This window comes from Bradyrhizobium sp. U87765 SZCCT0048 (assembly GCF_018131225.1).
Lineage (GTDB): Bacteria > Pseudomonadota > Alphaproteobacteria > Rhizobiales > Xanthobacteraceae > Bradyrhizobium_A.
Genome location: NZ_JAFCMM010000001.1, coordinates 577,298 through 598,541, shown reverse-complemented (window position 1 = coordinate 598,541; position 21,244 = coordinate 577,298). Strand labels below are relative to the sequence as shown.

16 protein-coding genes are annotated in these 21,244 nt (G+C 67.7%); 7 read left to right on the top strand and 9 right to left on the bottom strand.

Going from position 1 to position 21,244, the window contains the following annotated elements; translation table 11 throughout:
* Positions 1-85 precede the first annotated feature (85 nt).
* Both JQ639_RS02560 and JQ639_RS02555 read left to right on the top strand, forming a co-directional pair.
* Positions 86-988 (top strand): LysR family transcriptional regulator, encoded by a 903-nt coding sequence (locus JQ639_RS02560; protein WP_211969603.1) that lies wholly within the window; start codon positions 86-88, stop codon positions 986-988.
* 123 nt (positions 989-1,111) lie between these two features.
* Positions 1,112-2,194, top strand: coding sequence for an agmatine deiminase family protein (locus tag JQ639_RS02555; RefSeq protein ID WP_211969604.1), 1,083 nt, complete (start codon positions 1,112-1,114; stop codon positions 2,192-2,194).
* Positions 2,195-2,230: 36 nt separating this feature from the next.
* Here the strand turns inward: JQ639_RS02555 and JQ639_RS02550 are convergent, their stop codons facing one another.
* Both JQ639_RS02550 and JQ639_RS02545 read right to left on the bottom strand, forming a co-directional pair.
* Positions 2,231-4,045 carry an ABC-F family ATP-binding cassette domain-containing protein gene (locus JQ639_RS02550; protein WP_211969605.1) on the bottom strand — a complete coding sequence of 605 codons (1,815 nt, stop codon included), beginning with the start codon at positions 4,043-4,045 and terminating at the stop codon, positions 2,231-2,233.
* 12 nt (positions 4,046-4,057) lie between these two features.
* A complete protein-coding gene (locus JQ639_RS02545) occupies positions 4,058-4,534 on the bottom strand; it encodes a YaiI/YqxD family protein (RefSeq protein WP_211969606.1) in 477 nt (158 codons plus the stop codon).
* A gap of 163 nt (positions 4,535-4,697) precedes the next feature.
* Between JQ639_RS02545 and JQ639_RS02540 the strand changes: the two genes are divergently transcribed.
* The gene (locus JQ639_RS02540; RefSeq protein WP_211969607.1) at positions 4,698-5,492 is read left to right on the top strand and encodes a hypothetical protein; all 795 of its coding nucleotides are present in this window, start codon (positions 4,698-4,700) and stop codon (positions 5,490-5,492) included.
* A 200-nt stretch (positions 5,493-5,692) separates the two neighbouring features.
* Here the strand turns inward: JQ639_RS02540 and JQ639_RS02535 are convergent, their stop codons facing one another.
* A complete protein-coding gene (locus tag JQ639_RS02535) occupies positions 5,693-6,625 on the bottom strand; it encodes an alpha/beta fold hydrolase (protein WP_211969608.1) in 933 nt (310 codons plus the stop codon).
* A gap of 123 nt (positions 6,626-6,748) precedes the next feature.
* Positions 6,749-9,136: a xanthine dehydrogenase family protein molybdopterin-binding subunit gene (locus JQ639_RS02530; protein WP_211969609.1), complete on the bottom strand. Its 2,388-nt coding sequence runs from the start codon at positions 9,134-9,136 to the stop codon at positions 6,749-6,751.
* Between the two features lie 236 nt (positions 9,137-9,372).
* Here JQ639_RS02530 and JQ639_RS02525 point away from each other — a divergent pair, with 236 nt between their 5' ends.
* Complete coding sequence (locus JQ639_RS02525; RefSeq protein WP_211969610.1) at positions 9,373-10,455, top strand: Ppx/GppA phosphatase family protein; 1,083 nt, start codon at positions 9,373-9,375, stop codon at positions 10,453-10,455.
* Positions 10,456-10,767: 312 nt separating this feature from the next.
* On the top strand, positions 10,768-11,448 hold the full coding sequence (locus JQ639_RS02520) for an RlmE family RNA methyltransferase (protein WP_211969611.1): 681 nt from the start codon (positions 10,768-10,770) through the stop codon (positions 11,446-11,448).
* A 197-nt stretch (positions 11,449-11,645) separates the two neighbouring features.
* Here the strand turns inward: JQ639_RS02520 and JQ639_RS02515 are convergent, their stop codons facing one another.
* Positions 11,646-13,118, bottom strand: coding sequence for an MFS transporter (locus tag JQ639_RS02515; protein WP_211969612.1), 1,473 nt, complete (start codon positions 13,116-13,118; stop codon positions 11,646-11,648).
* Positions 13,119-13,566: 448 nt separating this feature from the next.
* Between JQ639_RS02515 and guaB the strand changes: the two genes are divergently transcribed.
* Positions 13,567-15,060 (top strand): IMP dehydrogenase, encoded by a 1,494-nt coding sequence (gene guaB / locus JQ639_RS02510; protein WP_211969613.1) that lies wholly within the window; start codon positions 13,567-13,569, stop codon positions 15,058-15,060.
* Between the two features lie 970 nt (positions 15,061-16,030).
* Here guaB and JQ639_RS02505 read toward each other — a convergent pair.
* A complete protein-coding gene (locus tag JQ639_RS02505) occupies positions 16,031-16,261 on the bottom strand; it encodes a hypothetical protein (RefSeq protein WP_211969614.1) in 231 nt (76 codons plus the stop codon).
* 251 nt (positions 16,262-16,512) lie between these two features.
* Positions 16,513-17,724, bottom strand: a complete 1,212-nt coding sequence (zigA, locus tag JQ639_RS02500; protein ID WP_211969615.1) for a zinc metallochaperone GTPase ZigA — start codon at positions 17,722-17,724, stop codon at positions 16,513-16,515.
* 264 nt (positions 17,725-17,988) lie between these two features.
* Between zigA and curA the strand changes: the two genes are divergently transcribed.
* Positions 17,989-19,020: an NADPH-dependent curcumin/dihydrocurcumin reductase gene (gene curA / locus JQ639_RS02495; protein WP_211969616.1), complete on the top strand. Its 1,032-nt coding sequence runs from the start codon at positions 17,989-17,991 to the stop codon at positions 19,018-19,020.
* Between the two features lie 252 nt (positions 19,021-19,272).
* Here the strand turns inward: curA and JQ639_RS02490 are convergent, their stop codons facing one another.
* Together JQ639_RS02490 and JQ639_RS02485 are read right to left on the bottom strand one after the other, a co-directional pair.
* A complete protein-coding gene (locus tag JQ639_RS02490) occupies positions 19,273-20,121 on the bottom strand; it encodes a metallophosphoesterase family protein (RefSeq protein WP_211969617.1) in 849 nt (282 codons plus the stop codon).
* A gap of 399 nt (positions 20,122-20,520) precedes the next feature.
* Positions 20,521-20,877, bottom strand: a complete 357-nt coding sequence (locus tag JQ639_RS02485) for a DUF4870 family protein (RefSeq protein WP_211969618.1) — start codon at positions 20,875-20,877, stop codon at positions 20,521-20,523.
* Positions 20,878-21,244: the final 367 nt, after the last annotated feature.

Genomic DNA, 21,244 nt, shown 5'->3' with positions numbered 1-21,244 from the left:
CTCAAGTCGTTGCGGAAGGGCCTTTAAGCAGTTGCGAGATTATGCGACAATTGAAATGAACTGATATTCAATATGCGAGTTCCGCATGAATACAAATGACCTCATGGCCTTCGTCGCGGTGGTCGAAACCGGCTCGATCGTGGCTGCATCGGCGCGGCTCAATCTGACCCAGCCCGGCGTGACGCGGCGGGTGCAGAGCCTGGAAGACCTGCTCGGTGCCGAGCTGCTTGACCGGCAGTCCAAGCCCCTGCGCCCGACCCAGGCCGGCCGCGAGGCCTATGAGCATGGCCGGCGGGTGCTGCGCTCGCTGGAGGATCTCAAATCCGGCGTCGCACAGGATGGTGCGGTGCGCGGCGAGTTCCGGCTCGGTATCACGCCCTATCTGTCGGAGAGCGGCCTGACCGGGCCGCTCGATGCGCTGCGCAGCGCTTTCCCGACGCTGGCCGTGCGGGTGATCTCGGGCTGGTCGCCGGAGCACCTCGCGCGCGTGGTGCGCAACGAACTCGACGCGGCGGCGGTCTGCCTGCCAGACGGTATGGCGCCGCCGACGGAACTCGCCGCCGACGATCTCGGCGCCCAGCCGGTGCTGTTCGTGGTCGCGCGCGACATGAAGATCGGCAAGACGGCCGACCTCGCGACGTTGTCGGCCCTGACCTGGGTGATCAACCAGGATGGCTGCGGCTTTCGCCATACTCTCAAGCGCCACTTCGATGCCGCGCATCTGCCGTTCACCGTCGCCGTCGAGGCGCTGGATTCGGAACTGCGGCTGTCGCTGGTGGCGCGCGGGCTGGGCGTCGGCATCGCAACCCCGGTGGCGCTGCGGCGCAGCGCCTACCGCAAAAAGCTGAAGATGGTCACCGTGCCGGGATTCACGCCGGCGGTGCGGGCTTGGGTGGTGCATCGGCCGCCGGCCGGGCGGCTGGAGCGCCCGATCGCGGTGTTTCGCGAAGCGCTCGATCGTGAATTCCAGGCGCTCGCCGGCCGTTGAACGGAGGCTGCGACGTGAGCTGGCTCGTTCGCTGTTGTCGCAGTGGCGGGGCATCCTTACCCTGTCGCCATGCCCGACCGCCGCAAGATCCTGAAAACAACCGCTGCATGGGGCCTGTTGCTGATGACCACTGATGCGTCGTCCGCCGCGCCGCCCGGCAACAGCCAGAGCGACGGCTCCGCGCGCAGCCTCGGCTTCCGCATGCCGCTGGAATCCGAGCCGCATGCGCGCACGTTCATGCAATGGCCCGCGCGTGCGGCGATCCATGGCGGGAGCGCGGAACTGGAGGCCGTCCGCGGCCGCATCGTATCGATCGCGCAGGCGATCGTGCGCTTCGAGCCGATGGTCATGCTGGCCCGACCCACGCAGGTCGCGGCGGTCCAGCAACGGCTCGGCGCGCAGATCGAAGTCTGGCCGATCGCCACGGACGACCTCTGGTGTCGCGACGCCGGGCCGACCTTCGTGCGTTCCGCCAATGGCGCATTGGCGATCTCGGAGCTGAATTTCAACGGCTGGGGCAACAAGCAGCCTCACGCTGCCGATGGACAGATCGCCGGGCGGGTCGCTCAGAGGCTCGGGCTTCGCGTGTTCAACAATGGCCTGGTCGGCGAAGGCGGCGGCGTCGAAACCGATGGCGCGGGGACGCTGCTCGCCCATGAGAGCTCCTGGATCAATCCCAACCGCAATCGGGGCACGAAGGCCGAGATCGAGCGGCTGCTGCTGGATGCCTTGGGCGCCGAGCGCATGATCTGGGCGCCGGGCGTGAAGGGCGCCGATATCACCGACTATCACATCGATGCGCTGGCGCGGTTCGTGAAGCCGGGGCAGGTCGTGATCCAGCTGCCGGCGAAGAAGGACAGCGGTGATCCCTGGAGCGTGGCGGCGTTCGAGACCTACGAAATTCTCAAGCAGGCCACAGACGCAGCCGGCCGCCGCCTCGATATCGTGGTGATGTCAGAACCCGATCCCGAACGGATCCGGTCTGTGTCGGACGACTTCGTTTCGAGCTACGTCAACTATTACCTCTGCAATGGCGCGGTCATCGGAGCGGAGTTCGGCGACGACAAGGCCGATGCTGCCGCCAGCGACTTGCTGCGCCAGCTCTATCCGGGCCGTGAAGTCGTCAATCTCGATATCGACCCGATTGGCGAAGCGGGAGGCGGCATTCATTGCGCCACCCAGCAGCAGCCAGTCGGATCGATCTAGCGGGAGACGAGCGCGCGTTCTCCGGGCAAGCCGCGTTCAGCCCTGCTCGATTTCCTCGCGCAGGATCTCGAGTTCCAGCCACTTCTCCTCGGCCTCCTGCAGCTTGGCGTGGGCTGCGGCGAGTGCGGCCGAGCTGTCGTCGAACGCCTTGCGGTCGCGCGCGTACAGTGCCGGATCGTCGAGCTTTTTCTGGTGCACGGCGATGTCCGCCTGCAGCTTGGCCATGGTCTTGGGCAGCGTCTCCAGGGCGTGCTTCTCGTTGAAGCTGAGGCGGCGCTTGGCGGCGGCCGGGCTCGCCTTCGGTTCTGTCGGCTCTTTCGCCGCCCTGGTTGCGGCCGTCTTCGGCGCATCGCGCCGCAAATCCTCACCGCGCTGCGTGAGCATGTCGCTGTAGCCGCCGGCGTATTCGAGCCAGCGGCCCTGGCCGTCAGGCGCGATCACCGATGTCACGACGCGGTCGAGGAAGTCACGGTCGTGGCTGATCAGGATCACCGTGCCTTCGTAGTCGCCGAGCAGGTCCTCCAGCACGTCGAGGGTCTCGAGATCGAGGTCGTTGGTCGGCTCGTCGAGCACCAGAAGGTTCGAGGGCTTGGCGAGGGCACGGGCCAGCATCAGGCGGCCACGCTCACCGCCCGACAGCACCTCCAGCGGCGTGCGCGCCTGCTCCTGGGCGAACAGGAAGTCCTTCATGTAGCTGATAACGTGCTTGGGCTTGTCGCCGACCATGACATGGTCGCCGCGGCCGCCGGTCAGTGCCTCCGACAGCGTCGTTTTGGGATCGAGGCTTTCGCGATGCTGGTCGAGCGTCGCCATCTCGATGTTGGCGCCGAGGCGGATACTGCCGCTGTCAGGGGCGAGAGCGCCGGTCAGGATGTTGATGAGCGTGGTCTTGCCGGCGCCGTTCGGCCCGACGATGCCGAGGCGGTCGCCGCGCTGCATGCGGATCGAGAAGTCGTTGACCACGATGCGCTCGCCCCAGGCCTTGGTGACGTTCCTGGCCTCGATCACCAGGGTGCCGGAGGTCTCTCCGGTGGCGGCGGTCAGCGCCGCCTTGCCGGCGGCGCCACGATAATCACGGCGCTGGTCGCGCAGCGAATGCAGGTTGGCGAGGCGCTTGACGTTGCGCTTGCGTCGGCCGGACACGCCGTAGCGCAGCCAGTGTTCCTCGGCGACGATCTTGCGGTCGAGCTTGTGCTGGTCGCGCTCTTCCTCGGCGAGCACTTCGTCGCGCCATTCCTCGAAGGCACCGAAGCCGCGCTCGATGCGCCGGGTCTGGCCGCGGTCGAGCCACACCGTGCTGCGCGACAGGTTGGTGAGGAAGCGACGGTCGTGGCTGATCAGCACCAGCGCGCAGCGCCGGCTCGACAGCTCGCCCTCCAGCCATTCGATGGTCGGCAGGTCGAGATGGTTGGTCGGCTCGTCGAGCAGCAGGATGTCGGGCGAGGGCGCGAGCACACGCGCGAGCGCCGCGCGGCGGGCTTCGCCGCCGGACAGGTTGGCCGGATCTTCCTCCCCGGTGAGGCCGAGCTGCTCCAGCAGGTAATGGGCCGGATGGACGTCGTCGCCCGGGCCGAGGCCGGCCTCGACATAGGCGAGCGTCGAGGCGACGCCGGAGAAATCCGGCTCCTGCGGCAGGTAGCGGATGGTGGCGCCGGGCTGCACGAAGCGCTCGCCGCGGTCGGGCTCGACAAGCCCGGCGGCGATTTTGAGCAGCGTCGACTTGCCCGAGCCGTTGCGGCCGATCAGGCAGACGCGCTCGCCCGCCGAGACGCTGAGCTCGGCGGTGCGCAGCAGCGGCGTGCCGCCGAACGTCAGTGCGATATCCTTCATCTGGATCAGGGGAGGAGCCATGGTGGTCGATCTTCAGCTCTGTTGGGCGCGTTGCAGGCGCCGGATGGTCTGGTCGAGCGCGGACAGGAACGTCGAGCGGTCGCGCGGCGAAAACGCGCGCGGGCCGCCGGTGACGTCACCCGCCGAGCGCAGGTCGGTCATCAGGTTGCGCACGGCGAGGGCCATGCCGATCGAATCCTGGGTGAAGGCCTTGCCGCTCGGCGCCAGCACCGCGGCGCCGGTCTTCACACAGCGGCTGGCGAGCGGGATATCGGCGGTGACGACGATGTCGCCCGGACCGGTCCGCTCGGCGATCCAGTCGTCGGCGGCGTCCATGCCGTCGCCCGCCGCCACCCGCTCGATCAGCGGATGCTGGGGCACCCGCAGGAAGCCGCCGGCGACCATCGTCACCGGCAGGCCGTGGCGCTCCGCGACCCGGTAGATCTCGTCCTTCACCGGGCAGGCATCGGCATCGACATAGATGCGGCCGGTTGGTCGGGGCGTGGTCATGGGATGGCTTGCGGAATGCCCTTGGGGTCGGTCGCGACGGGGTAGCTTAGCTGTGACCGGATTGCGAGCAAAAACCGCGCCTTAGACGGGGTTGCGGATGAGGTCTGTTGGCGTACCATCGCGCCTGTCAACGAACAGCGGGCCTGCACCCGCGGGAGGAACCATGGAACTGACGCCGTACCGGGTCGTGGCCTGCAATCTCGCCAAAAGCTCCGAAAACAAGATGCACGACGACACGGTGGCGCGACAGTTCGGGTTCGTCGGCGGCCTGGTGCCCGGCGTCGATGTGTTCGCGTACATGAGCCGCGTGCCGGCGACGGCGTGGGGACGGGCTTTTCTCGAACGTGGCTGGATGGAGGGGAGGTTCCTCAAGCCGGTGTACGATGGCGAGACGGTCGAGGTCTCCGCGCGCGAGGCGGAAGGTGGTCTTGCGATCGAACTGCGCAGCCGTGGCGAGCTCTGCGGCACGGCCATCGCGACGCTGCCGGATGCGGCACCGCCGCTGCGGCTCGACGATTTCGTGGCCACGGGCCCCGTGGTCCGGCGCCCGCCGGTGGGCGAAGACACCTACCGGACGGGGTCGTGGCTTGGCATTGCGGCGTATCGCCAGGATGCGGTCGAACGGCGCGACTATCTCCGCAACATCCACGAGGCGGCGCCGGTCTACGCCACCGAGGCGATTCTTCACCCGGGCACGCTGCTGCGTACGCTGAATTCGGCGCTGAAGGAGAATGTCGTCCTCGGCCCCTGGATCCATGTCAGCAGCGCGCTGCAGCACCTTGCGCCGGCCTTCGCCGGCGACGAACTGACGGTGCGGGCTCAGGTCGCCGACAACTATGAGCGCAAAGGGCACCGGTTCGTCGAGCTTGACGGCGTCGTCGTCGCCAATGGCGGCCGCGCGGTTGCCCGCTGCCGCCATGTCGCGATCTACCAGCCCCGTGAGGCCGCCGTCGCCTGACTGGCTGACTTTAAAGGGTAATCACCTGTTTCCCTATTTGTCGTCGCCGGGCTTGTCCCGGCGACCCCGGCGAGGAAGGCACTGCGGCCCTAGCGGGTTGGCCGGGACAAGCTCGGCCACGACAGAGAAAGACCGACAGCTCCGTCGATCGGCTGCCGATCTCCGGTTAGACTCCGAGCGATGCGAGCCTCTAGGGGCTGTTAGATCTTGCCGAGCAGGTCGAGTGCGGTGACCGGGAGCCGTGAGGTCCGGCGCGCGGTCCGCACGATGGCGTCGGCGATGCGCGGCTCGACCGCGGCCGGCAGGTCATGGCCCATGCCGTCGATCACCATGAACTCCGCTCCGGAGATCGCGGCGGCGGTATCCGCACCGCAGGCCGGGGGAATGAGTGGATCGTCGGCGCCGTGGATCACCAGCGTCGGTGCGGTGATCGTCGACAGCGCGGTGCGACGGTCCCCGGTGACGGCGATGGCTGCGATCTGGCGAGCGAAGCCGGCCGGATCATAAGCGCGCCGCACTTCCTCACGGACGAGCGCGCGGTATGCCGCGACATCAATGGGATAGTCCGGTCCGGTGATGCGTTGCGCGAACGTCTGCGCGCGGTCGAGATAGCCCTCGATGTCCGCGGACGGATCGGGCATCGGCCGCGTCAGCATCGCCATCACGTCCGGCGCCGCCTGCGGCAACTGCGGATTGCCGGTGCTCGACATGATCGAGGTCAGCGACAGCACGCGGTCGGGATGGGCGCTCGCCACGACCTGGGCGATCATGCCGCCCATCGAGCGGCCGACGAGATGGGCGCGCGGGAGCGCCAGCGCATCCATCAGGCCGACGGTATCGCCTGCCATGTCATGCAGTGAGTAGGGCACGTCCGGTCGGCCGCCGGCCATCAGCGTGGCGGCGAGAGTGCCGAAGTCGGGCGGCGGGTGAGTGCTGAAATGCGTCGAGCCGCCGGCGTCGCGGTTGTCGAACCGGATCACGCGATAGCCGCGCGCGGCGAGGGCGTCGCAGAACGGCGACGTCCAGCGGATCATCTGGGTGCCGAGACCGGCGATCAGCAGGATGGCGTCGGCCGTCGCGTCGCCGAAGTCGTCATAGGCGAGGTTGATGCCGTTGGCGGTCAGCGTCTTCATGGTGGCGTCCGACGGTTGTTGACTGGCTCGCGCGATGCCGGCCTGTCGGACGATTTTATACCCGGGGGATATTGATGGGTCAATATCACCCGGATAATATTAAGCCAAGGCGAGCCGGACGTCTCAGGCGGCCGCGGTTGCTGCTTTCGCTGCCTTGGCGTCCTGGATGGCCCGCCACACCCGTTCAGGGGTCAGCGGCATGTCGATATGGCTGACGCCGTACTCCGACAGCGCGTCCACCACCGCGTTGACGATGGTGGCGAGGCTGCCGGCGCAGCCGGCTTCGCCACAGCCCTTGGTGCCGAGCGGATTGGAGGTCGCCGGTGCGGGGTGGTCGCCAAGGGTAATCGGCGGAATGTCGCCGGCGCGCGGCAGGGCGTAGTCCATGAACGAGCCGGTCACCGGCTGGCCGTTGTCGTCGTAGCGCACACACTCCATCAGCGCCTGGCCGATTCCCTGAGCGACGCCGCCATGGACCTGGCCGGCGACGATCATCGGGTTGACCACGGTGCCGAAATCGTTGACGCCGCTGTAGCCGACAATCTCGACCACGCCGGTGTCCGGGTCGACCTCGACCTCGGCGACATGGCAGCCATTGGGGAAGGTCGACGGCACTTCGGAGGACGTGTGATCGACGTCGAGCGAGGTCGGCGCACCCTCGGGCAGGCCGCCTGCGCGCAGCCGCTGCGCAAGGTCCATGATGCTGATGCTGCGGTCGGTGCCGGTGATGGTGAAGCGTCCAGCGCTGAACTCGATATCGCCGGGCGCGGCTTCCAGCACATAGGACGCCGCCGACTTGCCCTTCTCGATGACCAGATCGGCGGCCTCGACGATCGCCTGGCCGCTCGCCGTGATCGAGCGCGAGCCGCCGGTGCCGTTGCCGGTGTGGACGATGTCGCTGTCGCCCTGCAGCAGGGTGACGGCGTCGAACGGCACGCCGAGCCGGTCGCACAGCACCTGGGCATAAGGCGTGGCATGGCCCTGGCCGTAGTCGAGAGTGCCGGTGGCGAGTTGCACGCTGCCGTCAGGCTTGAACGCGATCTTGCCGAGTTCGACGCTCGGCGGCGCGGTGATCTCGAGATAGGAGCCCACCGCGATGCCGCGCAGCTTGCCGCGCTTGCGGCTGTCACGCTTGCGCTTGGCGAAGCCGGCATGGTCGGCGAGCTTCAGCGCGTCGTTGAACACGCCCTGGAAGTCACCGCTGTCGTAGGTCATGCCGTTGGCGGCGGCGTAGGGGATCTGCGCCGGCTTGACGAAGTTGCGCCGGCGCAGCGCCAGGCGGTCGATGCCCATCTGGTCGGCGGCGAGATCGATCAGCCGCTCCAGGAAGTAGTTGGCCTCGGGCCGGCCGGCGCCGCGATAGGCGCCCATCAGCGTGGTGTTGGTGACGACGCATTTGATCGCCACCTCGATCAGCGGCGTGCGATAGACGCTGGCGATGTTCTTGGCGATGTTGATCGACAGCGGCACCGGTGCGACGCCGGTGATGTAGGCGCCGAGGTTGCCGTAGCCCGACACGCGCACCGCGAGGAAGGCGCCATCGGCGGCGAGCGCCAGCTCGGCGACGATGTCCTGGGCGCGGCCATGGCTGTCGGACAGGAAGCTGGTCGAGCGCTCGTCGGTCCACTTCACGGGCCGGTCGAGCTCACGCGCCGCATGCAGGATGCACATGTACTCGGGGTAGTTGATGTTCTTCATGCCGAACGAGCCGCCGACATTGTGGGTCAGCAGGCGGACCTTGTCCTTCGGCACGTTGAGGTTCTTCGCCAGCATGGTGCGGTTGCCGGCGACGCCCTGGGTCGGCGCATGAATGGTGAAGTGGCCGTTGGCCTTGTCGTAGACGGCAAGGCCCGAGCGCGGCTCCATCGGCACCACCGCGAGGCGGGTGTTGGCGATGCCGAGCCTCGCGACATGCGCCGCGGCGGCGAATGCCTTGTCCACCGCGGCGGTGTCGCCGGAGTGGAAGTCGAGCGCGACGTTGTGGGGAATATGGTCATAGAGTTGCGGCGCGCCCGGCATCGTCGCGGCCTCGGCATCGGTGACGGCGGGCAGGACGTCGATGTCGACGCCGACGGCTTCCGCGGCGTCGCGCGCCTGCGCCAGCGTTTCTGCCACCACGAAGGCGACGGGGTCGCCGACGAAGCGCACGCGGTCGAGCGCCAGCGCCGGACGGTTGGTCTGGTGGATCGGCGAGCCGTCGCGGTTCTTGAGCGGCACACCGGTGCCGAACGTGCCGTAGCCGGCGGCGGCGAGGTCCGCCCCGGTCCAAGCCCCGAGCACACCCGGCATGGCGCGGGCGGCGGCGAGGTCGATGCCGCGGATGACGCCGTGGGCGTGGGAACTGCGGACGATCCAGGCATAGGCCTGGCCCGGCACGCGCAGGTCGTCGGTATAGGTTCCGCGGCCGCGCACCAGGGTGTCGTCCTCCTTGCGGCGGACCGGCTGCCCGACTCCGAATTTTTGCGTTGCAATAGCGTTATCGAAGGTGCTGCCGAGAGGGCGGTCCTGCATGGAAATATCCGGTCTTTGGGGGCGGTTCGAAGACATGTCGAGAGCGGCGTCCAGGCGCGCGAACCGCGTTTGACAGGGCCGCTGCATCAAAAATAGTGCAGCTTTCGCGCCTGCACAACGCCGCCTGGAACATGCCGTATCTGCACGATGGTTGCACCAGATTGTCTGGCTGATACACTTCGGGCGAGCAGAAATTTGACCCGTCGCTGCTGGCCGGCGGCGGAGAACGGACTTGTATGATGGAAGAGACACGGCTTCGTGACAGCCGTGAGCTGCGCGGAGAGCCGGGGATCTCGGACGTCGCCATCGGCGGGGCGGCACCCCCCCACGACGTCGGCACCAACGGCGTGCCGGCGGCCGTCTACGCGGCGCTTGACCTCGGCACCAACAACTGCCGCCTGCTGATCGCGCGGCCGGCGGGCGAGAGCTTTCGCGTCGTCGATTCCTTTTCGCGGATCATCCGGCTCGGCGAGGGCGTCTCCACCACCGGCCAGATCAGCGAGGCCGCGATCGAGCGCGCCATGGCGGCGCTCGCGGTGTGCCGCGACAAGATCGTCGCCCGCAATGCGCGGCGGCTCCGCCTGATCGCGACCGAGGCCTGCCGCGCCGCGGCCAATGGCGACGCTTTTCGCAACCGTGTCGCCGACGAGCTCGGCATCCGTCTCGAGGTGATCGACCGCGAGACCGAAGCGGGACTGGCGGTGACCGGCTGTTTGCCGCTGGTCGACGCCGCAGCCTCCGGTGCGATCCTGTTCGATATCGGCGGTGGCTCGACCGAACTGGTGCGGCTGGAGCGGCGCGGCGACCCGCGCCAGGGCGTGCCCGAAATGGCGGGCTGGGCGTCGATCCCGCTCGGCGTGGTGACGCTGGCGGAACGGTTCGGCGGCAAGTCGGTGACGCGGCAATCCTACGACGCCATGGTCGCGGAGGTCGCGCGCCATCTCGCCGCGTTTGCCGCCGCCCATGGCGGCCGGCTCGACGGTATGCATCTGCTCGGCACGTCCGGCACGGTTACCACCATCGCCGGCGTCTATCAGAACCTGACGCGCTACGACCGCCGCCGCATCGACGGCATCTGGATGAACGACGTCGACGTCACCCATGTCATCGACAGTCTGCTGGCGACGAGCTACAGCGACCGCGCCGGCAACGCCTGCATCGGGCCGGACCGCGCCGATCTCGTGCTCGCCGGCTGCGCGATCCTCGACGCCATCCGCAACGCCTTCCCGATGCCGCGGCTGCGGGTGGCCGACCGCGGCCTGCGCGAGGGCATGCTGATCGAGATGATGCGCGAGGACCACGCCATCGCCGCGGCGTGAGCTTGACAGTTACCTGTTCGGGGTGAGCCGCAATCCGTCATCCCAAGGTGCGAGCCAACGGGTCCGCGCGAGCGCGGCCCGATGACAGGCTCCGCGAGCCTCGAGGGATGAGCGGCCCCTGAGCCGCTGCCCGGGCCGCCGCCCTTCGAGGGCCACGCTGCGCATGGCCACCTCAGGGTGACGGATGACGTCGATTGAATTTGAAGTCACGGTGCCCCGGTTCTGGCGCTCGTACCGCTGATGCGACCGGTGGATGCACGACGCCGGCCCGCCGCTCTGGCCACCGGGGCGCGGCTCTGTTAGAGGCATCCCATGGCCAAGGATGACACCGGACGGCTGCACGTCACCGTCAAGACCGGCGGCAAGCGCAAGCTGTCCTCCAAGCTCTGGCTCGAACGCCAGCTCAACGATCCGTACGTCGCGCAAGCCAAGCGCGACGGCTATCGGTCGCGCGCGGCGTACAAGCTCAAGGAGATGGACGACAAGTACAAGCTGCTGAAGAGCGGCCAGTCCGTCATCGATCTCGGCGCTGCGCCCGGCGGCTGGAGCCAGATTGCCGCGCGCAAGGTCGGCTCGGTCGAGGGCCGCGGCAAGGTGGTGGCGATCGACCTGCTGGAGATGCCGGAGATCCCCGGCGTCGACTTCGCGCAGCTCGACTTCATGGCGGATGAAGCGCCGGCGCGGCTGCGCGAGATGCTCGGCGGCGGTGCTGACGTCGTGATGTCGGACATGGCGCCCAACACCACCGGACACCGCAAGACCGACCAGTTGCGCATTCTCGGCATCGTCGAAAGCGCCGCGGCGTTTGCGCTCGAGGTGCTCAATCCCGGCGGCACGTTCGTGGCGAAGGTGTTCCAGAGCGGCGCGGACGCGGCGCTGCTGGCGGAACTCAAACGCGATTTCGCTGTGATCCGCCACGTCAAGCCGGCGGCGAGCCGGCAGGATTCCTCCGAGCGCTACCTGCTGGCGACGGGCTTTCGCGGGCGAGGGTAGGATCGTATCGCGCTCGAGGGGAGCTACAACCCGTCATCCTGAGGTGCGAGCCAACGGGTCCGCGCGAAGCGCGGCCCGATGACAGGCTCCGCGAGCCTCGAAGGATCAACGGCCTCGGCGGCACGGCTCGGGCCGTCGCCCTTCGAGGGCCACGCGTTGGGTGGCCACCTCAGGGTGACGGATCACGTCTGGCCGCCTCACAGCTTGTGATCGCGCGCGTCCGCCGTGCCTTCGCTTGCTTTCTTCTCGACGCCCTTGGTCGCGCCCTTGCGGCTGGAGATCTCGGCGGCCTTGCGGCCGGAGATCTCGTGGCCAGCGTCGGGGGGCAGGCGGTAGAAGATGAGCGACGACAGCGCGGTGATGGCGGCGACCACAAGGAACGCCGGCCAGAAGTCTTCCGCCGACAGCGATGTGGCATGGCGCAGCATCATGGTGGTCTCGACCGAGAACGCGCCGATGGCGACGCCGGCGGAAATCGCGAGCTGCTGGTTGACGCTGACGATGGTGGTGGCGCGGCTGAGCTGGGCCTGTTCGATCTCGGCGTAGGCGATGGTGTTGATGGCTGTGAACTGCAGCGAGCGGAAGAAGCCGCCGACGATCAGGATGATCAGGATCAGCAGCAGCGGCGTCGCCGGCGTGAAGATGGCGCAGGCGGCGAGGAAGGCGGCGCTGACCACCGCGTTCACGGTCATGATGTTGCGGAAGCCGAAGGTGCGGATGATCCGCGCCGCCAGCGTCTTCATGCCCATGGCGCCGACCGCCGAGCCGAACGTCACCATGCCCGACTTGAACGGCGACAGGCCGAATCCGATCTGCATCAGGAGCGGCAGCAGGAACGGCAGGGCGCCGATGCCGACGCGGAACATGAAGCCGCCGACGAGGCTTGCGCGCATGGTCGCCAGCCGCAGCAGCGAGAAGTCGAGCACCGGCGAGGATGTCTCGCGCGCGTGCCGCACATAGAGCGTCATCGAGATCGCGCCGCACACGATCAGCAGCACGACGACTTGCCACGGCAGCAGGTTGAGGCCGGCGACCGACAGGCCGAAAGCGAGGCCGGCGAGGCCGATGCCGGCGAGCACGAGGCCCTTGAGGTCGAAGCGCTCGGGATTGTCGCTGCGGATCGGGTCGATGTAGCGCTGCGCCATGAAGATGCCGAGCAGCCCGATCGGGATGTTGATCAGGAAGATCCAGTGCCACGAGAAGTAGGTGGTGATGAAGCCGCCGAGCGGCGGCCCGATCACCGGGCCGATCAGCGCCGGCGTCGTCAGCCATGCCATGGCGTTGACGAGGGCACTCTTGTCGATCGAGCGCACCAGCACGAGGCGGCCGACCGGGGTCATCATCGCGCCGCCGATGCCCTGCAGGATGCGCGCGAACACGAACTGGGTGACGGAGGAGGCGAGCGCGCAGCCGATCGAGCCGACCATGAAGACCGCGATCGCCGTGCTGAACACGGTGCGGGCACCGAAGCGGTCGGCGGTCCAGCCGCTCGCCGGGATGAACACCGCCAGCGACAAAAGGTAGGAGGTGATCGCGAGCTTGAGTGTCAGCGGGCTGGTGCCGATGTCGGCGGCGATCGCCGGCAGCGAGGTGGCGATCACCGTGGAGTCCATGTTCTCCATGAACAGCGCAGTGGCCACGATGAGCGGGATGAGACGTTCCTTCTGCATGCGTCGCTCGAAACCCGTGTTGGCTGCTGGGAAGGGGCCTGAAACGGCAAGAACTCTGACGTCCGTCTGATAGGCCACCCCCGGGATTGGTCAATGAAATCCTTGGACGGAAATCCCTGGGCAGGCGGCGGGCGGCGCCCCGCGGGGCGCGGACCTCTGGCCGCCCGGGCCCCGCCGCCGCAGTCAGCCGACCGGCGAAGTCCTTGGAATCAGGGCGGTTTACCGAGGCCGGGGACGGGGCGCAGGCCGCCGGGTGCGGCGCAGACGAGGCATGCCCAAAAAGCGCCTGTGAACTGTGGAACGGGCTCTTTGAATCGTCATCCTCCCATGCTATCGACCAGCGCCAACCCCAAAGAAGGGCGACGATTCGAGCGCGGTGCCAGGTGCCGGCGAGCGATCCGCCTTTCCCGAAGGATTTTTGCGGCGTACGCCGCCAGAGGAGTTGGCCATGGCTGTCATTCAAAGACCGGGTTTCCAGGAAGCATTCACGTTCGACGACGTGCTGCTCAAGCCCGGCCTGTCGGAAATCCTGCCGTCCGAGGCCGACGTCCGCACCTTCCTGACCAAGGCCGTTCCCCTCAACATCCCGGTGATGGCATCCGCCATGGACACGGTGACCGAGGCCCGCATGGCCATCGCCATGGCCCAGGCCGGCGGCATCGGCGTCATCCACCGCAACTTCGACATCGATGGTCAGGCCGCGCAGGTCCGTCAGGTCAAGAAGTTCGAGTCCGGCATGGTGGTCAACCCGCTGACTATCGGCCCTGACGAGACGCTCGCCGACGCCCTGACGCTGATGAAGGACAACGGCATCTCCGGCATTCCGGTGGTCATCGGCGGCGGCCCGGGCCGTCCCGGCAAGCTGGTCGGCATTCTCACCAACCGCGATGTGCGCTTTGCCACCGACCCGCGCCAGAAGGTGTCGGAACTGATGACCCATCAGAACCTCGTCACCGTGCGCGAGGGCGTCGGCCAGGCGGAAGCCAAGAAGATGCTGCACCAGCATCGCATAGAGAAGCTGCTGGTGGTCGACGAGCAGTACCGCTGCGTCGGCCTGATCACGGTGAAGGACATCGAGAAGGCGGTGGCCTATCCGCTGGCGTCCAAGGACGAGCAGGGCCGCCTGCGCGTCGCCGCCGCCACCACCGTCGGCGAGAGCGGCTTCGAGCGCACCGAGAAGCTGATCGAGGCCGGCGTCGACGTCGTCGTCGTCGACACCGCCCATGGCCATTCAGCCCATGTGCTCGCCGCGGTCAGCCGCATCAAGAAGCTGTCCAACGCCGTGCAGGTCGTCGCCGGCAATGTCGCGACCACGGAAGCGGCGCAGGCGCTGATCGATTCCGGCGCGGACTCGATCAAGGTCGGCATCGGCCCGGGGTCGATCTGCACCACCCGCATCGTCGCCGGCGTCGGCGTGCCGCAGCTCACCGCGATCATGGATGCGGTCGAGGCTGCCCACAAGGCCGGTATCCCGGTGATCGCCGACGGCGGCATCAAGTTTTCCGGCGACATGGCCAAGGCGCTCGCCGCCGGCGCCAGCGTCGTCATGATCGGCTCGCTGCTCGCCGGCACCGACGAGACTCCCGGCGAAGTGTTCCTGTGGCAGGGCCGGTCGTACAAGGCCTATCGCGGCATGGGCTCGGTGGGCGCCATGGCCCGCGGCTCCGCCGACCGCTACTTCCAGCAGGACATCAAGGACACGCTCAAGCTGGTGCCGGAAGGCATCGAGGGCCAGGTGCCGTACAAGGGCCCGGCCGGCAATGTCGTCCACCAGCTCGTCGGCGGCCTGCGCGCCGCGATGGGCTATGTCGGCGCCAAGACCATTCCGGACTTCCACGGCAAGGCCCAGTTCGTCCGCATCACCGGCGCCGGCCTGCGCGAGAGCCACGTCCACGACGTCACCATCACCCGCGAGGCGCCGAACTATCCGGGTGGTGCGTAAGGGCGGCGGGTGGCGGTTCGCCGCCGCCATCGACCGATCGAACGCAGCGACCGAACGAAGACATTGCTGTTTTCTCCGTCATGCCCGGACTTGCTCCGGGCATGCTCGTTTTCAGGCGACCTCGGGCTCGACCCGCGCATCCAGCTTGCCGCGCGTTGCCTTTCTCCTCACCCTGAGGAGCCCGCATTCGCTGGCGTTTCGAAGGGCGAGGCCACGGCGTCTCAACGTGTAACGGACCAGCGTGGCCTGGGCTGAGGCGATGGCCTCTTGGTTCGAGACGCACGGCGTTGCCGTGCTCCTCACCATGAGGGATGGTGTGGCGTTGCCGCAAGACCTGGCTGGTCGGGAGACCCTCGTCCTGGCGATCCGTCGAAGACGGATCGCGCTGCCCGGCCATGACGAGCGATGGTGACAAAAGCGGCTCGACAATTTGATGCGTCATGCGCGGGCTTGACCCGCGCATCCAGCTTCGGGCGCGTTCCTCCCGGATGGCTTTCAAGGTGGATCACCGGGTCACGGCGCTGCGCGCCGGCCCGGTGATGACGCTGAAAATTTGGCGAGAGCAAAGCATCCCCGCTCGTGATGCCGGAACATCGCGAACAGGTCCGTGCAAGGCGCGGCTCTATGACAGGCGCCGCGGGCGTCTCGAAGGGCAAGGCCACCGCGCTTCAACGCGCGACGATCAGCATGGCCAGGGCTGTGGCTTCATGGTTCGCGACACGGCGTTGCCGTGCTCCTCACCGTAAGGCGGAAGATGTCGGTGGTGAACGCTTCTGTCGTGTTCGTCGTCGCGCATCCGCTCTATTCCCATCGCAGCCTTACCCCGTCATCCTGAGGTGCGAGCGAAGCGAGCCTCGAAGGATGGACGGCTCAAGCGCTCGGGCCGTCGCCCTTCGAGGGCCATGCTGCGCATGGCCACCTCAGGGTGACGGATGATACGTGCATGCGGAGGGCTATCGTTGCGTCTGCCTCACTCCGTCCCCTGATCCTTCGGCTTGTACCGCAGCCCGGCGGCCGGCGTGCAGCCGCAGTCGTCGCCGCAGGTGAAATGGCGGCCCTCGCGCGGCAGGTCGGCGGCGGACATCACGCGCCAAGTGGATTGTCGAGGGGATTGGCGCTTGGGCTCCTGCTGCGCTTGCGGCGTGTAGTCGGGCGCGCGCAACAAGGCGGCGAGAAGTTCGCCGAGCAGATTGTTGGTCATGCGTCCCCCATCATGCGTCCTCGATTGCCGCAGCGTATGCTGACGATAGCACAGTGAGCGGATGAAAGCGGCGAATGCGCGGCGCCGGCGCCCCGATGCGATCGTGGCCCGGTGCCCGCCAGTTCATCCGGCATTCGCAGCCATGTGATCATGGCAGCTCCAACAGGTTGTCAGGGACGGCCAAGCGGCGGGCCGCATGACCGGTGCGCGACGTCTGTGCAGGTGTGTCGAGGTGAGTGGAGGTCCCACGATCACGCCGCGCTGGCGCCGCGACGCCAGCCGGGGAAGGGGTCGCGCAGGCCCGTCCAGCGCCTGGGGCCGAGCGCCATCTCGGCGCCGGTGAGGAGGCAGGCGTCGAGGGCGGCGATGGTCTCGTCCTTCTCCATCTGCGGCGTGCCGATGAACACCAGCTCCTGGCGGCGGTCGCCGTAGGGTTCGGTCCAGTTGGCGAGCACGCCGGCCCGCCAGTCGGGGTCCGTGGGCCAGCGCTCGCGCGGTGTCGCCGACCACCACACGCCGGCGGGCTCGTGGCGCACGATCTGGCCGGCGCGCGACATCGAGCCGGCGAAGTCCATGCGCGAGGCCAGCCAGAAGAAGCCCTTGGCGCGGATCACGCCCTGCCACTGCGCGGTGAGGAAGCGGTGGAAGCGCTCGGGGTGGAACGGGCGGCGGCTGCGGTAGACAAAACTCCAGAAGCCGTAGTCCTCGGTCTCCGGCGTGTGGCCTTGTCCCTGCAACTCCTTGAGCCAGCCGGCGGACTGGCTTGCCTTGTCATAGGAGAAGCGGTGGGTGTTGAGGATGCGGTCGAGCGGCGCCTTGCCGAACTCCGTGAACACCAGCTCGGCCTCTGGATTGAGCCGCGTCAGCACGTTGACCAGGAACTCGCGCTCGACCGAGGTGACGAGATCGGTCTTGTTGACCACGATGACGTCGGCGAACTCGACCTGCTCGGCGAGCAGCTCGGCCACGGCGCGGGTGTCGCTGTCGCCGGCGACCTCGTTGCGGTCGGCGAGCATGTCGGCCGAGATGTAGTCGCGGGTGAAGTTGAGGGCGTCGACCACAGTCACCATGGTATCGAGGCGGGCGAGGGTGGACAGCATCTTGCCGCTTTCGTCCTCGAACGCAAAGGTCGCTGCCACCGGCATCGGCTCGGAGATTCCCGTGGACTCGATCAGCAGGTAGTCGAAGCGGTCCTCGCGCGCGAGACGCTCGACCTCGACCAGGAGATCGTCGCGCAGGGTGCAGCAGATGCAGCCGTTCGACATCTCGACCAGCCGCTCCTCCTGGTGCCTGAGCTCGGCGCCGCCGTCGCGCACCAGCGCAGCGTCGATGTTGACCTCGCTCATGTCGTTGACGATGACGGCGACGCGCAGGCCCTCGCGGTTGAGCAGGACATGGTTGAGCAGGCTGGTCTTGCCGGCGCCGAGAAAGCCGGAGAGCACCGTGACGGGCAGACGCTTCATGAGATGGCCTCAATATGTTATGTTATAACATAACAATATCCGATTGGGGCCGCAACATGGCCGGGCCGCAAAATGGTTCGGGATGTCCCCGCACATTCCGGCGTGCGGCAGGCCGGGCGTCGCCACGGCATCGGAACGGCCCGCATGGGTCGCATGACCTGTTTGGCCTCTTGCCCCACCGCTGGGCGCGCCCCTAATCAGGGAACGAGCCGGCATCCCCGCCGCAGGCGCCCAACGCGCGCACACCCAGGAGGAAGACGTCCGATGTCCAGCGAAGCCCAGCGCATCGTCCTAGCCGCCCGTCCCGTCGGAGAACCGAAGGTCACGGACTTCCGCCTCGAAACCGCGCCGGTGCCGACCCCGGGCGAGGGGCAAGTGCTGCTGCGCACGATCTGGCTGTCGCTCGATCCCTACATGCGCGGGCGCATGAGCGAGGGGCCCTCCTATGCCGCGCCGGTCGAGATCGGCGGCGTGATGGAGGGCGGTACGGTGGCGGAGGTCATCGCCTCCAACAGCGACAAGTTCAGCAAGGGCGACATCGTGCTGGCGCACAGCGGCTGGCAGACCCACGCCGCCGTCGATGCCAAGGGGCTGCGCAAGATCGATCCGGCGCTGGCGCCGATCTCGACCGCCGTCGGCGTGCTCGGCATGCCCGGCATGACCGCCTACACGGGCCTGCACGAGATCGGCAAGCCGCAGCCCGGCGAGACCGTCGTGGTGGCCGCGGCGTCCGGCGCCGTCGGCTCGGCGGTCGGCCAGATCGCGCGCATCAAGGGCGCGCGGGCGATCGGCATCGCCGGCGGCGCCGACAAGTGCCGCTATGTCACCGAGGAGCTCGGATTCGATGCCTGCCTCGATCACCGAGATCCCGATCTTGCGGCGAAGCTCAAGGAAGCCTGTCCGAAGGGCATCGACGTCTATTTCGAGAACGTCGGCGGCAAGGTGTGGGACGCGGTGCTGCCGCGCCTCAATCCGTTCGCGCGCGTGCCGGTGTGCGGCCTGATCGCCGACTACAACGCATTGACGGGCGACGCGCCGGGGCCGAACCGTGCACCGGCCTTGATGCGCGCCGTGCTGGTGAAGCGGTTGACGCTGCGCGGCTTCATCGTCCGCGACTTCGCAGCGCTCCATGGCGATTTCCTGCGCGACATGTCGCAGTGGGTGCGCGAGGGCAAGATCAAGTATCGCGAGTTCGTCACCGAAGGCCTCGCCAGCGCGCCGGACGCCTTCATCGGCCTGCTCAAGGGCGCCAACTTCGGCAAGCAACTGGTGCGCGTCGGGCCGGACAAGGCGTGACGATTACGACGCAAAAGCGGGGCGAGTTCAGGTTGAACTATCATCCGTTATCTTTGAGCGTCTGACTCGAAAAGCAACGACAGACCTCAGTGGTTGTCGTCACCGGGCAACGCGATCCGTCTTTGACGGATCGCTAGGACCAAGGTCTCCCGGCGACCCCGATAAGGAGGGCAGTGCGTCCCTGAGCGGGGTGGCCGGGACAAGCCCGGCCACGACAGAGAAAGCCGTGATGGATGACATAACTCTCAATCATCATGCGCTGGCTTGCGTAGCGGAGAGGTCGACTGTGGCCAGATCAATATCGACCTGGCCCGCCGCGCGCAGGTGCCGCACTTCGACGTCGTCGGGCGTGAAGGCGTATTCGACGAGGCCGACTTCCTTGACGCCGATCGGCTCCTGCCTGTCATCGGAGCGGATGATGAAGGCGGCCGATGGCGCCCAGATGTGGCGCGCGCCTGCGCGCATGACGTCGCGGCGCTGGTGGACATGGCCGCAGGCGACAAGCCGCAGGTCGATATCGGCCAGCATGGCGACGAGATCGGCGCGCGCCGGCATCGGCACATAGCGGAACGAGGTTGCCGCCAGTTCCGGATCGTCCGGAGTATCGCGAAACAGCGGCTTGTGCAGGAACAGCGCCAGCGGCCGGCCGCGCACGCCGGCCAGTTCGCGCATCAGCCAGTCGCGCTGCGCGGCCTCGCTGGCAAGCCCCGTGTTCATGATCAGCGTGTTCAGGCCGATGAAGCTCCAGCCGGCGGCGTCGAAGCGCCAGTGATCCGCGCCGCAGGTTGCGACGAAGCGCTGTCGCGCGTCCTCCGACGCCGGCTGCAGCAGCGGCGCACCGACGGCGGTGGGATTATCGCCGATGTCATGATTGCCCGGCAGCACGCGCACCTCGACCGGCAGCGCGTCATGGCGGGCGCGGGCGAACGCGAGATCGTCGGGATGGCCGGGACCGTCGAAGGCCAGGTCGCCGGTGTTGATGACGAGGTCCGGGCGTGTGGCGTCGATATGCCCTGCGACCCGGTCGAAGTTGTCGGTGAACGCCGGAAAGCGCGGGCTGAGATGCGTGTCGGTGATCTGCGTCAGGCGGAAGACGGACATGGTGGGCTCCCGTTGGAGACGATGCCAGCGAGAACTGCTGGTGTTCAGGCCGGCGCGGAGTGCTCGCGGGATGACGTGCCTCCGTCATCCGGAGGAGCGAGCCAACGGGTTCGCGCGAAACGCGGCCCGATGACAGGCTCCGACAAGTCGGGCTTGCCCGGCTTATGAATTTTGAGGAACGCCCCGGCGAAAGCCGGGGCTATGACCACCTAGGGTGACGGATTGCGCTCTGTGAGGCAGATATCTAGCGCCGCCGCATGTCAGTGCGATGGCGCGCGTCTGGACGAACGGCCGCTTGAAACAGGCTTCAGTTCGCCGTCGGCGTGGCGCATGCAACGCTTGTCCGCGTCTGCCGAGACGGTAGCCGCGTCGCTGTGCCGGTCAGGGGAGCGCTGCGTGTCAGAACCAGCCTTCGGGATCGTCGATCGGGCGGTTGTCGAGGGCGCGGATCACACCGCGAATGGTGCGGAAGAGTTGCCACAGCGCGGCGGCGCCGAGGATGAAGACGCCGATGCCGATCAGCAGCAGGACCACACCGATGACACTCGCGATGAGGCTGATCCAGAAGGTGCGGATCGCCGACGTCATGTGCGAGGCGAACGGCGTGCCGACGAGGTCGCCGCGCTTTACATAGGCGATGATGACGGCGACGATCAGCGTCGCCGCGAAGGTGAAGTAGGACGCGATGAACAGGCCCCAGACGATGAGGGCCCAGGTGCGTGGCGATGTGGCGTTGTCAGTGGTCTGCAGCGACATGTGTGGTCCCCCTTGCGCGTCCATGCGCGCCGTCCCTGAAGGCAAGGCTATCCGGCAGGGCCCGGAGCTGTCCAGCGCGCCGCCGGTCATCGGGGCGGGCCGTCGCCCTTCGAGGGCCGCGCCTTGCGCCTCAAGTCGGGCTTGCCCGACTTGAGGAATTTAAAGAATGCCCCGGCGGAAGCCGGGGCTATGCACCTCAGGTGACGGACGGGGGCAGGGCGTTCGGTTCGAGGTTGCGTTCGCCGTTGTGAGGGGATCGCCTCGCGACGCCGATGTACGTTCTGCCTTGTGTCTTCTTTCGGCCGGCTGTCTGTTGTCCTGGCCTTGAGCTCTCCTCCGTCATGCTGAGGCGCGAGCGTCAGCGAGA